Here is a 15,623-nt window from a genome sequence, read left to right as displayed (position 1 = left end):
GCAATAAGTCATTTCAAGTCGCGTTCTCCGACCCGTTCGACAAAAGATAAATTTGATTGATGAACAGGCCGGAGAGCCTGTTCATCAAAGGCTAATTGAAAATGGTGCAACATCTCAGGTTCGATCGCTCGCGCTTCGTCTCAAATAAAAAAAAACCTCGCAGATAAAGGTTTTTTGATGATTGTTGATGCTACTTCGACAAGTTAAATATCCTGTCCCCGCATCAGGCCCGCAGCCACTCAACTGGAGCATTAGGGGTAGTCTGTGCGAACTGCTGGGTCGCGATCGCCGGTTGTCGTTGTGTTGCGGACATTTTCTTGTTGTTTGCGGGGCCTCAATCCCAACAAACCAAACAAGCCAAGTAATCCCAACCATCCCCAGTCAAAATCGCGATCGGCATCAGCATTGTAAACGTCGGAGCGAGGAACGGTGGTAGTGGTGGTGGTTCTGCTGTTTGTACCGGGAGCTGGATCTGTCTGAGCTGAAGCAGGCATATTACCTGGTACAATGGCTAAACCAGCAGCTAGAATGCCTGCACCAATTGCTTTGGATAGATCAGAACGTTTCATAATTCAAATGCTCTCTGTTGGCGAAAATCTTTAACTATCAAAACTATATCGATCGGCTATTAAAGTTAAATCCGTCTCTAGCAATAAACATTGCTCAATTCCAACTATTACTAAAGATTTATCTCAAATTTTTAGCAAGCGCCTGAAATTAAACATTGCTCGCGGCAGCACTCCAGCAACAGACAAGCGCCGAGCTCACACCTCAGCGGTTAGCGCGGTACAGCAACCAAGCCCCACAGACAATTTCAGTAAATCCACCTAATTAAACCAAATCCGAGTTTGCCACCCCCCTTATCTTCTGACTCTTCTTTTTGCTATTCTCTAAGCGATAAGAGCGCTGACGCGCCGCTTCGCGTACTGCGTCTTCGCGGTTCCATCAAAAAGGCCGTATGTTACCTGGATTTGGTTTTAGTATTAAACGTAAAATACGCCTCGCGACAAAGCTTGCTGTGTAAGTCTTCTCCCTTCTTCCTGCTTCCGACCTGGATCGAACTTTAACTTACTGCTGGCAAAAACAGGTAAACTCAGATATTGCACAGACAACAGTCAAAACTCGATCGACGGAGATCAAAACTTTTGGGAATAGAGCTACGCAGCTACGTATTTCTAGACAACTTGCAGCCGCAGCACGCAGCATACATCGGCACCATCGCCGCCGGATTCTTGCCGCTGCCAGGAGATGCGTCGCTGTGGATAGAAATCTCGCCCGGTATCGAAATTAACCGAATTACCGATGTCGCCCTCAAATCAGCCTCCGTGCGCCCGGGAGTGCAGATAGTCGAGCGCTTGTACGGCCTGCTGGAAGTACACTCCGGCCAGCAGGGGGAAACCCGGGCCGCAGGCAAAGCAATTCTAGAATTCATCGGAGTCCGCAGAGAAGAATCTATTAAACCGCGAGTAATTTCCAGCCAAATTATTCGCAACATTGACGCACACCAAACACAATTAATCAACCGCACCCGCCGCGGACAGTTGCTGCTGGCGGGACAAACTCTTTATGTCTTAGAAGTAGAACCGGCAGCCTATGCAGCGCTGGCGGCCAATGAAGCAGAAAAAGGCGCATCGATTAACATCTTAGAGGTTCAGGCTGTCGGCAGTTTCGGGCGACTTTACCTCGGTGGCTCAGAACAAGATATTTTAGCAGGTTCCCGGGCAGCAATTGCAGCGGTGGAAAGCATATCTGGTCGGGCAAATCCAGCAGTTCTCGGTCGCAAGGAATAGCCGTTAAAGGAGATGCAATTATGGCAAACCCACAGCACTTAGCTCTGTTAAAAAAAGGTGCAGTTAGTTGGATTGAATGGAGAAATCTCAACCCAAATATAGAACCGGATCTCAGCGAAGCTAATCTCGCACAAGCAAATCTCAGAGGCGCGCATCTCGGGCGCTCTAACCTTTTTAAAATAGACTTATTTAATGCTAAATTAATTGCAGCAAATCTCGCGGGTTCCCACCTCAGTTTGGCAAATTTTGCGGGAGCGCAACTGCTCGAAACTAATTTAAATCAAGCTAATTTAACGGGAGCTACTCTCCGAGGTGCAAACCTCAAAGGAGCGCAGTTGAGCGGTGCTAATCTAATTGGGGCGGACATCAGCGCTGCCAATCTCCAACAAACCGATTTAGGAGATGCGAATTTAATTGGTGCGGTAATGTTTCGAGTTGATGCGACCGGCTCTAACTTCAATTGTGCTAATCTCAGTCAAGCTAATCTCAATCAAGCTGAATTGATTGAAGCACATTGTTACGCAGCTAATTTATCTCGAGCTAACCTCGGCGAAGCTCACTTCACCGGAGCATATCTTTTTAAGGCAAATCTAAGTTTTGCCCAGTTGATAGCTGCGGATTTGCGGTGGGCAAATCTCGGCAAAGTTGACTTCAGGGGAGCGAATTTGACCCGGGCAAATCTCAGAGGAGCGAACTTGGCGGGAGCTAATCTCGGTGGCGCTCATTTGAAAGATACAATCATGCCTGATGGCAGTATTGTTTCATCCTCGTAAGTTTGTATTGAGGATTTTAGTCCTTTGTTTGACTTTGAGTAAAGACGGACTAAAGTCCGCACGCTCGATCCTAGTTACTCATGGGTAATTATGGTTTGTATTGAGGATTTTAGTCCTTTGTTTGACTTTGAGTAAAGACGGACTAAAGTCCGCACGCTCGATCCTAGTTATACCAATTTTTTATGAAGCTGCATAGAATCAGATCCCCCCAGCCCCCTTAAAAAGGGGGAGTAAGAATTCAAAGTCCCCCTTTTTAAGGGGGATGCGAGGGGGATCGGGATATATGCAACTTCATATTAAATTGGTATTCTAAAACTTCATTGAGTTTATAAGCAATTATAAACAATAATGGTATTCTATAGTTGTGAGTGTTGAACAAGGAATACGCATAGCCCAAAAAACGCAAGTCTCAAATGCAACTAACTCCAGAGGCATATCATTAAATCAACGGAACCTCGTTTTAGCGAAATTGACCAACTAGCTTTCAAATCCAAAAATCTGTACAATGCCGCTAACTACGTCATTCGTCAGAACTTTATTTACGGATGGGGCTATGCCAATTACAACGAGATGAACCGATTGATGAAGTCTCATGAAGCATATAAGGCTTTACCCGCCAAAGTAAGTCAGCAAATCTTGATGGTTCTAGCTCAGAATTGGAAGTCGTTTTTTGAAGCCGTCAAAGCATACAAAACCGACTCCTCAAAATTCACGGGTAGCCCAAAATTGCCAAAGTACAAAGATAAGCTAAAGGTCGAAACCTTCTCGTCTACACGATTCAGGCGATTAGCAGCAAACAATTGAGAAACTCCAGTATTAAACTTTCCGGCACTGAACTCTCAATCAAAACTAAAGTCAACCCAGACCAAATTTGTCAAGTTAGGTTGGTTCCGAAATGTGATTCCTACGTAATTGAGGTAATTTATGATGAGCCGGAGTCCACCCTTGGCGACGACAAATTCGTAGCAGGTATTGATTTAGGACTGAATAATTTAGTGGCGTTAACTTCAAATCAACCGGGATTTGTCCCGCTGTTGATTAACGGGCGACCATTGAAATCGATTAACCAGTTCTATAACAAGCGCAAAGCGCAATTACAATCCCAATTGAAAGGGTGTCGCAAAACTTCGCCCCGCATTCAGCGCTTAACTCGCTGCCGCCATCAAAAAATAGACAATTATTTGCATCATGCAAGTCGCACGATTGTCGATATCTTGGTCGCACAACAAATTGGGATGCTAGTAATCGGTAAGAATGCACAGTGGAAAACCGAGATCAATCTCGGAAAGCAAACCAACCAAAACTTTGTTAGCATCCCTCACGCTCGATTAATTGAGATGCTGGAATACAAAGCTTTCTTGGTTGGAATTAAGGTGATCGTGCAGGAAGAATCTTTTACCTCCAAAGCCAATTTTCTAGGCTTAGATCCAATTCCTGTTTACGGGAAAACAGAAACAGAACCTGTTTTTACTGGGAAACGGATTAAGCGAGGTTTGTACAAAACATCAACTAATCAGTTGATTAATTCTGACGTGAACGGTGCTTACAACATTCTCAGAAAAGCAATCCCAAATGCGTTTAGCTCTCTTGATAGTGAGCTGCGTACTTGGGCCAAGGCGGGTTAATCCGCTCAAAGTAAAAGGGAAGGGGGAGGGACTTAACGCCTCCCATGTCATTGCAATAAATGACTATAGTTTTACCAGCTATTACTCATCTCTGATTAATTTCTACCAGCCGGTAATACATTGTACAGTCCTCTCACTGGGCCCGGTGCTGTCTGTGACTCTTGCTGCTGTCTTTGAGGTGCAAACTGGTCTTGGAGTCCGGCGGGTGTGGGGAAACAGCCACTCGGTTGAGGTGCTAGCTGGCAAGCGCTCGGCAGCGCCATGACTGAGGAATCGAAGGGATTGACGGCATCGGGGGTGCGGAGAACCGGGTCGCTGGAAACTTGCCTCTGCATTACTCGCCGGTAGAGGCCGTTGAGGCGGCTGGCATCCCGCTCAATTTCTTTTTCGGGAAAGGCAACAACGCCGCTGGGGGCACCAATGCCTAAATAGTCGCCGAAGTAACCTTGCAAGCTGACGTTGTGGTAAAAGTCTCCTGAAGCTTCAAAGAATTGTCGGTTGAAGTCGTCGGAAATTGGGTGAAATCGAGCTGTTTCTGCTTGGACTCCTTTGACGGATGCCATTGCTGCAGAGGCGACAGCGAGAATTAACGCGCGGCTAAGGGTTGTTAACTTTTGACTCATATATTTCTTCGGCTTTTAGATTAATTACGGTTCCAATATAAACTGATTATCGGCGGATTATTTGTGTTTTCTAGATGGTTTAAGTTATGAATGCTTTGGATTTAAAGGTGTGGCGCGATCGACTTTTGGATTTGTTGTGCGAGTTTGCCTATCGCGAAGGCGATTTTGTGCTGTCTTCGGGGCAGAAAAGTTCTTATTACATTAACTGCAAACCGGTGACGCTGGACGCTGAAGGTGCTTTGGCGACGGGGCGCTTACTCCTCTCCATGCTGCCGTCTCAGGTGCAGGCTGTGGGTGGTTTGACTTTGGGTGCTGACCCGATTGTAACTGCTGTGAGTGTGGTTTCGGCTCTGGAAGGTCGATCGATTCCGGCGCTAATTGTCCGCAAGGAGACGAAGGGACACGGGACAATGGCGTATATTGAGGGGCCGCTGTTGCCCGCTGGGACGAATGTTGCGGTTTTGGAGGATGTGGTGACGACGGGCAAGTCGGCGATGCAGGCGGTGGAACGGCTGCGGGGTGCTGGTTATAAAGTCGATCGAGTGTTGTCGCTGATCGACAGGGAGCAAGGTGGAGCTCAATTATATCGCGAGGCGGGATTGGATTTTAAGGCCGTTTTTACGATTAAGGATCTTCAAAAGTGGATGGCTAGCAAAAAATAGGGAAAAGTGCAATCGCCAGCCTCCTCCCCTGAAGAATCGCGTCAACGGCCGGCGAACATTTAATAGCGAGAAGGGCGGGCGATCTCATCAAACTCACAGCACTTGATATCACACAAAACCAAAAATGTCAACTCAAAATTACAGAAGAACAGTTGAAGAAATCCGTGAGTTAGCTTCTATGTTTTGGCCTTCCGACTTATCTCAAAAGGAAGCAGAACTCAGTGTTATACCAAAATTGATAGAAACTCAAGATCAATTTATTGCTATTCTTAGCGTTCCAGTTTCGGGGTTAAGCGGATTATTTCAAATAGTAGAAGCTTCAACACTTTCTGCAAATATGTTCCTCAAGCATTTAATTGTACTGGCGGACTTTGGGGGAGAAATGATAAAAAGAGTGAATAGTCAGTTTGATTCAATGTTTCCATTAAAGAGATTAGATTACATTTGGAACCTGCAAACTTACTCTTATCAATTCATTTTTCTACCAGCATCAGGTCAACTAACCAATAATAAACTAGGGATTGACGGTAAAAAAATACTCCAAAATCAATCTCTCTCTTTGGCACATAAAGATTTAATAGCAATTCTTTTATTCGGCGCTAGTTCACTGAATGAAAAAAGCGCTGAGGTTCTAGCTAAATGTGAAATTGGTAATTACTTAGGTCAACCCGATAAATTAAATAAGTTTATTAAACAACGATATATCTGGGTTAGCCGGATAACCTCTGGATCACAATCCAATACTTTAGGTCAAATCGCTCAAAACTTTGTAAAAGAATACTTACAAGATAATTTAGGGGTTATAGATATAGCTATTAGACCTAACGGCCATTTACCCGGCGTTAGACATACTGACCAAGAAAGCGAAAAAGGACTAACAACATTTGATCTGGTTGTTTCTAAAGAAGATAAGTTTGTTGCAATAGAGATTAGCTTTCAGGTAACAACAAACAGTGTAATTGAACGTAAAGCTGGACAAGCAAGAGCTAGATTTGAGCAGATTGAAAATGCAGGTTATAAAATGGCTTATGTCATTGATGGCGCTGGTAATTTTGATAGGGAAAATGCAATCAGAACCTTGTGTACTTATAGTCATTGCACTGTTGCATTTTCCCACAATGAACTTAATGTACTTTGCAATTTTTTAAGGGATCACTTTGTGCCTAAAAATGAGTAAAGAGATGGTATACTGAAGAAATTGTGTTCAAATCTAAACTAACTAAAGTTATTATTATGCCAAAAATCCGTTTTATTGACTTATTCTCAGGAATAGGCGGCATGAGATTAGCGTTTGAAGAAGCCGCTCGGTCCTTGAATCTGGCAACAGAATGCGTGTTGAGCAGCGAAATTAATCCCGACGCTCAATTAGTTTACCACAAAAACTTTGCCGATACACCTTTAGGCGACATTCGACTAATTGAGCGACTACCAAAACACGATATTTTACTAGCAGGATTCCCCTGTCAGTCTTTCTCCGCTGCTGGCAAAAAAGCAGGCTTTGGCGATACCAGAGGCACTCTATTTTTTGAAATAATGAGGCTGATTGATACCGCTAAACCTCAAGCATTTATTTTCGAGAACGTGCGGGGGCTTGTCAGCCACGACGGCGGCAGAACCCTCGAAACAATTAAGAACGAAATCAAAAGCCGAGGTTACAGCTTCGATTGCTTTTTACTCAACAGTTCTAACTTTAACTTACCTCAGAACCGCGTCCGAGTTTATCTAGTCGGAATTTTAAATGCTTCGCCCCAATTTGGGTTAATTTCTGACTTAGGCCCAAAAGATTCCTATTCCTGTAACCACCAACAGCTATCGTTATTTTCCCCGTTAAGTAAACTTGTCACGGTTGCAGATATTTTGGAAGACAATCCCGACCCAAAATATGATTGTTCGCCAGATTTTGTCAAGGCTTTGAAACAAATTGTTAATAATGATTTAAATCGCTTGCACGGAATCCGGTTGATTGACTATCGCGGCGGCAATTCGATTCATTCTTGGGAACTGGGTTTGCGAGGCAAGTGCAGTTTAGACGAAATTGAGTTGATGAATCTTTTTATCTTGAAAAGGCGCAATAAAGAGTTTGGCTCTGACCGAGATGGCAAGCTATTAACTCAAGAGCAAATAGCTACTTTTTTTGCTCGCCCCAATCTTGATGAAATTCTGGATTCCTTGGTAACAAAAAAGTACCTGCAACGGAACAACAATAAATACAAACCTGTATCCGGTAATTTTTCTTTTGAAGTTTATAAATTTCTCGATCCGAATAAGATTTCGGTAACAATTGTGGCCAGCGATGCAAATAGATTGGGAGTTTACTTTCATGACCGAGTCCGCAGGATTACTCCCCGCGAGGCGGCGCGGTTGCAAGGTTTTTTTGATAGTTTTATTCTGCATCCTAATGATGATAAAGCTTATTATCAACTGGGTAATAGTGTAAGTATTAATGCAGTGAAAGCTGTAGCTCTAGAAGTTATATCGAAATTGTAATGGGCTTTGGACAGTTCACGATCGCGATCGCGCCGCCAAACTGGCTACCACCGCCACCAACTCAACAGGATCGATCGGCTTGGACAGGTGAAGTTGAAAACCCTGCTGCAGCGCCCGCACCCGTTCTTCTACTCTACCTGTCGCTGTCAGCGCCACCGCCGGAATTTCTCTGTTCCCCGATCGCGATCGCACTTGCTGCAGCAGAGCCTCTCCATCTTCCGCCTGCATCCAGAGATCGATCGCCAAAACATTCGGATTCAGCCAGTCCATCGCCTCCAAGGCTTCCTTTCCCGAGACAGCAGTCTCCACCAAGGCTCCGCAATCTTCGAGCACTGTACGCACAAAATCCAGGGAATCTCCGTCGCGGTCGATCGCCAAAACCCGTACTCCCGAAAGGTTGCTGCTGACAAAAGACTCAATGTCAGCCCTTGCTCGCGCCGGAGTTTCTCGAACCGCCCATTCCCCGAGCTCCGCCACACAAAATCCGCCGTTGCCGTTTCGCGCTTTAATTGGCAATCTCACCAAAAAGCTCGCTCCTTGTCCCAAACCTGCAGATTCCGCTTCCACCGTCCCCCCGTGCATTTCTACAAAATGGCGCACTAGAGCCAAACCCAAACCCAATCCGTTGTAAGCTCGGGCTGCGGAACTGTCAGCTTGACTGAACCGATGGAAAACATAGGGCAAAAACTCTTGGGTAATCCCTTTTCCCGTGTCGCTGACCTCAATTTCCACACTAGGCGGCGAGCAATGTTCGATCGCAGTCCATTCTGCTGTCCCACAAGTGCGCTCCATTTTTTGCAGCCTCACCCTCACCTGTCCGCCATCGGGAGTAAACTTAATCGCATTTGACAGCAAATTCCACGCCACCTGCTGTAAGCGACCCGAATCCCCAAAAATCCGCCCTGCTGTTTCGTCGAAATCCGTCACAATTTCAATATTTTTGGCGCTAATAGCGGGGGCGAGAGTTTCGATCGCCGCCTCAACAGTCGAAATCAAATCCACCCACCGCAAATTCAGCGACAGTTGGCCGGTAATAATCTGCGACACGTCCAACAAATCCTCGATCAGAGTTGAGAGCGATCGCGTATTGCGGTCGATCGTTGACAGAGCCCTAACCGTAGTTTTTTCGTCAAACGTGCGGTGGCGCAGCAGTTGCGTCCATCCCAGCATCGCATTCAGCGGTGTCCGCAATTCGTGGGACAAAGTTCCCAGAAACTCGTCTTTAATCCGGTTTAACCGCGCCAATTCCTCGGCTCGATCGCGCAGTTCTTTTTCCAACTGTTTGCGAACGGTCAAATCGAGAATAAAAGCCACAGATTCTTGTCGGTCTTCCCCCAACAAAATATACCCCAACAGCACTGAAATCCTGCTGCCGTCGGGCCGCACGTATTCCTTTTCGTAGGGAGTGCAAACGCCATTTGCCTTTGCTTCTGCGATCCTGCTCTCGTCTAGCGGTAGGTACTCCGGCGGTGTCATGTCTATCCAGCAGACTTCCCCGCGCTGCAACTGTTCCCGCGTGTAGCCCACCATCCGCAAAAATTCATCGTTAGCCTCGCTGATGCCGCCGTCAACATCGCCGAATAGAATGCCGATCAAGTTAGATTCTGCCAACATTCTCAGCTTTTCTTGACTGGCTTTGAGTGCCGATTCTGCTTGCTTGCGATCGCTCACGTCTTGGATGTAAGCCGACCAACCAGAATCGGTCGGATAAAAGCGCACCTTCAACCACTTCTTCCACGGCGGCACGAATTCTTCATACTCGACTGTCACCTTTTGTGCTAATGCTTTTACTATCATTTTGTAGGACGGTAAATCCACAGCCCAGGGATATATTTCCCAAACATTTTTACCTAGCAGTTCGGCTGGTGATTTGCCTAAAAGGTCTTGAGCTTTCTGGTTGACATAGGTGTAGTTCCAATTTAAATCGAAGGCTACAAAAGCGTCTGTAATGCTTTCGAGAATGTTAGTAATTCGATCGTTCGCCGATTGCAGCGCTCTAGCTGTTTCTTCTGCTTGCTGGCGAGCTGCTTGTTCCCGGGATAAAGCAGCAGTGCGTTCTTGTTCTGCCTGTTTGCGATCGCTAATATCGATGCAAGAACCGATGTAACCGGCAAAAGTGCGATCGGGCCTGTACCGAGGTACGCCCGTACCCAAAACCCAGCGGTATTCCCCGTCACAGCGCCTGAGACGGCATTCGAAACGGTACTCGCTGCGGGCGTCGAAAGCTCTGTTGCAAACATCCAGATATTCTGGCAAGTCATCGGGGTGCAAGCTTTCCATCCAACCGCTGCCCATTTCTTGCGCCAAAGTTTGACCCGTAAAATCCAGCCAAACTTTATTAAAATAATCGCCAACTTTGTCCGCGTCCGACATCCAAATCATCACTGGCGCGGTATCTGCCATCATCCGAAATCGACCTTCGCTTTCCTGCTGCTGCGCTTGAGCTGCTTTGCGGTCGAGTCGCTCTTGAACTTCCCGCAGCGCCCGATCGATCGACGGCACCAAGCGCGTCAAACTGCGTTTAAGAACGTAATCTGTAGCACCACTTTTCAAAGTTTCGATCGCCACTTCCTCGCCCAAAGTAGCCGACACAAAAATAAACGGAACTCCCGGACAAGTAGCCCTGGCGATTGACAGCGCCTCTATCCCGCTAAAACCAGGCAGCATATAATCTGCCAAAATAATATCAAAACACTGGTTTTCCACTGCTGCAACAAAGTCTTCCCGAGTTTCTACCCACCGCAGAGAAAATTTGAGACCGCCTTCAACTAAAAAAGCCTCAACTATTTCCGCATCTAGGGCATTGTCTTCTAATAAGAGGATATTTAACGCTTTCACAAAACTCCTTAATATCTTTTACTTAATTTTTAAATCAAAATTACTTGAATACTTCCATTATTCACTCAATTTCGATCTTGGTTATAAAAAAAGATAAAAAATTGCTCTGCTTTCTATTAGAACCTCTGCCCCACTTTGCTGGTTCATCCGGAGTTCTCTCATCTCAAAAACTATCTTTGCCCCTCTTCGATGCACAAAAGTCAGCTTGACAGCCAAAATAACATTTTTATCATACCAGTTCAAAAAATAATTCCCACTGCTTTGCCCGCAATCCATACCTTTGGATCCTCACCAAGATCGCCCGCAATATCTTGGGCGGGGAGTTTAAGCTATTGCGTGCGGCATTTAAATTGTCTGTCAAAAACGATCGAACCATGAGTGATGTCTCCCGCCCCCCTGAATATACAATTTAAATGCGCGACAGTTTATTGTGTTTCCCGTACCCGCAGGAATCACCGTCAATCAAACGGAAATCATATCATTTGCCAATCTTAAATCTTAAATTGTCTGAGCGATCGACCTTTACGCACCAACCAGGTTTTTTAACTTTCTTGGTCACCATAATTTTATATATCAAATACAGGGAATACAGGCATCTATCCCAAGACTGATTGGTGCGAACTCTCAATCAAAAACCGGGTTGGCGATCGCAACAGACAATTTATATGACAATCCTCGGTAATAGGGAAGAGGGAATGGGGAATTGGGAATTGGGAATTGGGAATTGGGAAGAGGGAATCTACCTCCAGAAACCTGAGAAAGGCTATAGACGTTAAGCGATCGACACTATACTAGCTCGATCGTAAGGCAATCGGTTGCTCGGCAAAACCTCCAGATTAATTTGCAGCGAATCCAAAGCCGGATTTTCGGCCAGCACCTTTTGGGTCAAATTCTTATTCAAAATTTCCCAGAAATCCGTTTCATTTGGGTAAGTAGTCAAGAAATTGTCGATGGTTGTGTAAATAGGCACGAAATCGGGATATTCATCCTGGGTAATTCCAGGTTTGTACTGATACTTGACATCTATATTCAGATTATTCAAACCCTGATGTTCGATCGCATAATCAGGAATCTGGAAATCCCACGCTTCACCCAATTTACCATCTGCTGTGCGAGTCACGGTACTGCTGCGATCGTAAGGCAAGCTGTTCGTCGGTAAAACATCCAAATTCACCGTCAGCGATGCAATTGCTGGATTGTCCGTCAGCACTTTTTGGGTCAGATTTTTGTTGACTATCTCCCAAAAATCTGTTTCGTTCGGGTAGTTCGCTAAAAAATTATCAACGCTCTTGTAAATTGGCAAAAAATCAGGATACTGATAATCTTGTATTCCATTTTTGTACTGATAATTTACATCAATATTCAGGTTGTTTAACCCTTGATGAGCGATCGGGTAATTTGCCAGTGTAAAATTCCACTTTTCTGTCAGTTGAGCATCCGACGGAAAGAAAGCAATTCCGACTGGACGCTGTAGCTTGCTGTCGGGAGGGACAAAAATAGAATTGTTACCAAAATCAGAACTGCCCGATATTGGCAGCGGTTCGCCAGTCTTGCCGTCGTACCGCAAAACAGCGCCCGCATTGTTAGCACTGGCGCGGTTGTCAAAGCCAACTGCCAACAAATTGCCGATCGGCGAAAATGCCAAACTACCTACATAATTGCTGCTGGGCGAAGTATCAGTATAATTCGTAGATAAAACATTCACCAATTCCCCACTTTTTAAATTGTAGCGCCTGATATCGTTAGCAAAATCGCTCACATAAAGGTCGCCATCAACCGGCCCGATTGCCATTCCCAAAAGACTCACAAATCCCTGACTCCGAGGCGAAGGATCGGGCGAAGCAAAGATAGTTGACTGCTTAGTTTCCGGGTTGTAGCGCAGCACCTGACTGGGGAAATTTGCGCTATAATCAGCTTGATTGTTGCGAGCAACACTCCCCTGCGTTGTCACGTACAAATAGCCGTCAGGAGCAAACAGTAAACCGTTCGGCCCGTTCAATCCTCCCGCTTGGCGATCGCCCTCCGCAAATACATCAATAAATTGTCCTGTTTTGCCGCTGTATCGGAGAATTTTGTCAGTCAAAAAACTGCTGACATAAAAATTACCATCAGGGCCAAAAGCTAAACCGTAAGGGCGAGACAATCCGCCAGTTTCATCGATCGGCGTATTCGGATTATCAGCAACAAACCTGTCAATATACTCGCCCGTAACTCCGTCATAGCGCAATACAGCAGATGCTGTCGGTTCTCCCGAATTTCCCGGTTTGTCGCCGCTAGCAATGTAAACGTCCGACTTACCGTCGCCATTGCCATCTGGCCCAAAAAGAACTGTATCTGGATTGGACAAACCGACACTTTTCGCCGCTGGAATAAATTCGCCGGCAAAATTGCCGCTATTCCCATCAAACCGCAGCACATTATTTCCCCTGGTATTGCCAACTAGGAATGTGCCTTGAGGATTGGTGGGTTGAGTGCGAGTAACTTTGCTGGTGCGGTTGTATGGCAAATTTTGGCTTGGCAAAACCTTGAAATCGATCTTAATTGCTGCCAGGGCAGGATTTTCATTGAGGATATTTTGAGTTAACTTTTTATTGACAACTTCCCAAAAATCTGTTTCGTTCGGATACTCGGTTAAAAAGTTATCAATGCTTTGGTAAATTGGCAGGGAATCGAGATATTCATTTTGGGCAATTCCCGGTTTGTACTGGTAATCAACATCGAGATTGAGCTTGTTGAATCCTTGATGATTAATTGCGTAGTCTTTTAAGGACAAATTACCATCTTCATCGAGTTGACCGGAACGACTGCGAAAAACTGTGCTGGTGCGATCGTAGGGCAATCTGTCCGTTGGCAAAACTTCGAGTTGAACGGTAACATCTGTTAGTGCCGGATTTTCGTTGAGCACTTTTTGGCTCAGATTTTTGTTAAGGTTTTCCCAAGCATCGGTTTCGTTCGGGTAGTTAACCAGGAAGTTATCAATACTTTGGTAAATTGGCACAAAATCGGGATATTCGTTTTGAGTAATTCCCGGTTTTAAGTCGTAACTAACTTTGATGTTGAGGGTGTTTAAGCCTTGGTGGTCGATCGTGTAATCTTTGAAATTGAACGCCCATTTTTCTGAAGGTAATAGGGAAGAAGTTTGGGATTGTGTCCGCTCTGGCTGGCTACCGAACTCGCCAACAGCAAAATCCATCCCTGTCAGTTCGTCTCTCTGAATTTGAGCGGAGATATCGCTCTGGGATGTTAGACTACTATTATCTAATGTAAAATTGTTGTTTCCCCAGAGCGGGAAGCCAAAGTCAACGCCCTGTGACAAAAGGTCGATCGGGCTATTAGTCGCAGCGGCCGCCAAATCTGGTTTTTGAGTTAAGTCATAGCTGGTATCAAATAAAACATTGGTATCGCCGACTGCAATTTGGTTCATCCGATTTAGGCGATCGAATTTAAGGCCAAATAAGTCTGGTATTTCCGCTGAAACACCCGCAACATTTCCTTGAATAGGGTTTTCTTCAAACATTCCTGCTGTATTCAACATAAGCTATTTTTTAGCGGCTCCCGCCACCATCCATGAATTTGACTATATTTTACGTGTTTTCAAATGATAGTCAATCAATTTGAGATTTGAGATTTGAAATTTTAGCTGTCGTGCAAACAAACATTGTATATTTCAACAACCAAAAAATCTTCAAATCATCTCCCCCTCTCGGACTCTTTCCCCTTCAATTGCTACAAACAATCTAGATGCTGTACAGCTTATTTGCAGCATTGAATCTGGGATCTCGAACAAAATTCTAAAATTTTAGACTTTCGGCTCAGGAGTGTCGGGGCTAGTATTTATTTTTGGGCGGGGTCAAATAGTTTAAGAAGTATCTGGGATTTTACCAACATTTAACCTAAAATCTCTCAGATTTGTCGATCGCAGCTTTTTCGCCTTCCCAAAAATTCAATTTTCCTCCTTTTCGCGATCGCAGTACAACAACCACGGATTCTTGTAATAGCCAGCTCTGCCTTAATTCATGTGCTGTCGAAGCAGGCCAGCAGCCTTCTACGGGAAACGTCCCAAAGAAGGCAGTTTCAGCGCAGGGAGCTGAGTTGTTAAGTCCGAGCTAAATTGTCTTAAAATATACAAAGGGGTAAAGTGTTTCAAAAGTCACGTATATTAAAGACAGCCACTAATTTGCAATAATTCTTTACAAGAAAAGTACAGCACAACGACAGTTACCACCTCCTAACTCTTCCCTGCTCCCAGGGCGCGCCAAGGTGGGATAGAAGACAATAAAAATGCCGACTTTCACTAAAGCCCGTGCAGTTGCTTTACTCTCAGGTTTATTCACGTTATTTGCAGCCAGTTAGGAGGAGAGTCGATCGCCCGTGATCCAACGCATCAAACAAGACTTAAAAAACGACCTGATCGCAGGTCTGCTGGTAGTGATACCCTTAGCTACCACCATCTGGCTGACAATTACCGTCGCCAGTTGGGTGATCAATTTTCTTACCAAAATTCCCAAGCAAATAAACCCTTTTGACGGACTCAACCCGATTTTGGTAAATCTGCTGAATCTGTTAGTAGGGCTGGCTGTACCCCTGCTGAGCATTTTACTCATCGGTTTAATGGCCCGCAACATCTTCGGCAAGTGGCTGCTAGACTTTGGCGAACGCCTGTTGCAAGCAATTCCGCTAGCCGGTTCGGTTTACAAAACCCTCAAACAACTGCTGGGAACAATTCTCAACTCAAATGACAAATTTCGCCGCGTGGTGTTGGTGGAATACCCCCGGCGGGGAATCTGGACTTTGGCATTTGTGACGGGTACGATCGAGATTAAGG

At 45.3% G+C, this 15,623-nt stretch carries 11 protein-coding genes and 1 pseudogene; 8 read left to right on the top strand and 4 right to left on the bottom strand.

The window, feature by feature from the left end:
* Positions 1–251: 251 nt before the first annotated feature.
* Complete coding sequence (locus tag IQ270_RS10980) at positions 252–569, bottom strand: WGxxGxxG family protein (RefSeq protein WP_193973257.1); 318 nt, start codon at positions 567–569, stop codon at positions 252–254.
* Between the two features lie 576 nt (positions 570–1,145).
* Between IQ270_RS10980 and IQ270_RS10975 the strand changes: the two genes are divergently transcribed.
* The 3 genes and pseudogenes from IQ270_RS10975 to IQ270_RS10965 form a co-directional block, all read left to right on the top strand.
* Positions 1,146–1,790 (top strand): hypothetical protein, encoded by a 645-nt coding sequence (locus tag IQ270_RS10975; RefSeq protein ID WP_193973256.1) that lies wholly within the window; start codon positions 1,146–1,148, stop codon positions 1,788–1,790.
* 20 nt (positions 1,791–1,810) lie between these two features.
* Positions 1,811–2,563 (top strand): pentapeptide repeat-containing protein, encoded by a 753-nt coding sequence (locus tag IQ270_RS10970; RefSeq protein ID WP_193973255.1) that lies wholly within the window; start codon positions 1,811–1,813, stop codon positions 2,561–2,563.
* Positions 2,564–2,998: 435 nt separating this feature from the next.
* Positions 2,999–4,237, top strand: a pseudogene (locus IQ270_RS10965) (RNA-guided endonuclease InsQ/TnpB family protein); the annotation flags it as partial.
* A 46-nt stretch (positions 4,238–4,283) separates the two neighbouring features.
* Here the strand turns inward: IQ270_RS10965 and IQ270_RS10960 are convergent.
* Positions 4,284–4,811, bottom strand: a complete 528-nt coding sequence (locus tag IQ270_RS10960; protein ID WP_193973254.1) for a hypothetical protein — start codon at positions 4,809–4,811, stop codon at positions 4,284–4,286.
* An 86-nt stretch (positions 4,812–4,897) separates the two neighbouring features.
* Between IQ270_RS10960 and pyrE the strand changes: the two genes are divergently transcribed.
* The 3 genes from pyrE (at position 4,898) to dcm (ending at position 7,960) form a co-directional block, all read left to right on the top strand.
* Positions 4,898–5,473 (top strand): orotate phosphoribosyltransferase, encoded by a 576-nt coding sequence (gene pyrE, locus IQ270_RS10955; RefSeq protein ID WP_193973253.1) that lies wholly within the window; start codon positions 4,898–4,900, stop codon positions 5,471–5,473.
* A 124-nt stretch (positions 5,474–5,597) separates the two neighbouring features.
* Positions 5,598–6,650, top strand: a complete 1,053-nt coding sequence (locus IQ270_RS10950) for a restriction endonuclease (RefSeq protein ID WP_193973252.1) — start codon at positions 5,598–5,600, stop codon at positions 6,648–6,650.
* A 56-nt stretch (positions 6,651–6,706) separates the two neighbouring features.
* A complete protein-coding gene (dcm, locus tag IQ270_RS10945) occupies positions 6,707–7,960 on the top strand; it encodes a DNA (cytosine-5-)-methyltransferase (RefSeq protein WP_193973251.1) in 1,254 nt (417 codons plus the stop codon).
* Between the two features lie 15 nt (positions 7,961–7,975).
* Here the strand turns inward: dcm and IQ270_RS10940 are convergent, their stop codons facing one another.
* Positions 7,976–10,798 (bottom strand): PAS domain S-box protein, encoded by a 2,823-nt coding sequence (locus tag IQ270_RS10940; protein WP_193973250.1) that lies wholly within the window; start codon positions 10,796–10,798, stop codon positions 7,976–7,978.
* Positions 10,799–11,412: 614 nt separating this feature from the next.
* On the opposite strand from IQ270_RS10940, the gene IQ270_RS10935 reads away from it, so the two are divergent.
* Positions 11,413–11,574, top strand: a complete 162-nt coding sequence (locus tag IQ270_RS10935; RefSeq protein WP_193973249.1) for a hypothetical protein — start codon at positions 11,413–11,415, stop codon at positions 11,572–11,574.
* Here IQ270_RS10935 and IQ270_RS10930 read toward each other — a convergent pair.
* Positions 11,571–14,333: a hypothetical protein gene (locus tag IQ270_RS10930; RefSeq protein WP_193973248.1), complete on the bottom strand. Its 2,763-nt coding sequence runs from the start codon at positions 14,331–14,333 to the stop codon at positions 11,571–11,573. The two genes, IQ270_RS10935 and IQ270_RS10930, sit on opposite strands and share 4 nt — an antisense overlap.
* An 836-nt stretch (positions 14,334–15,169) precedes the next feature.
* On the opposite strand from IQ270_RS10930, the gene IQ270_RS10925 reads away from it, so the two are divergent.
* Positions 15,170–15,623, top strand: a 454-nt coding sequence (locus tag IQ270_RS10925) for a DUF502 domain-containing protein (protein ID WP_193973247.1), incomplete at its 3' end; no start/stop codon positions are given.

The sequence above is a fragment of the Microcoleus sp. LEGE 07076 genome (assembly GCF_015207455.1).
In the GTDB taxonomy this organism is placed as follows: domain Bacteria; phylum Cyanobacteriota; class Cyanobacteriia; order Cyanobacteriales; family Microcoleaceae; genus Microcoleus.
This window is presented reverse-complemented; position numbering and strand designations above follow the sequence as displayed.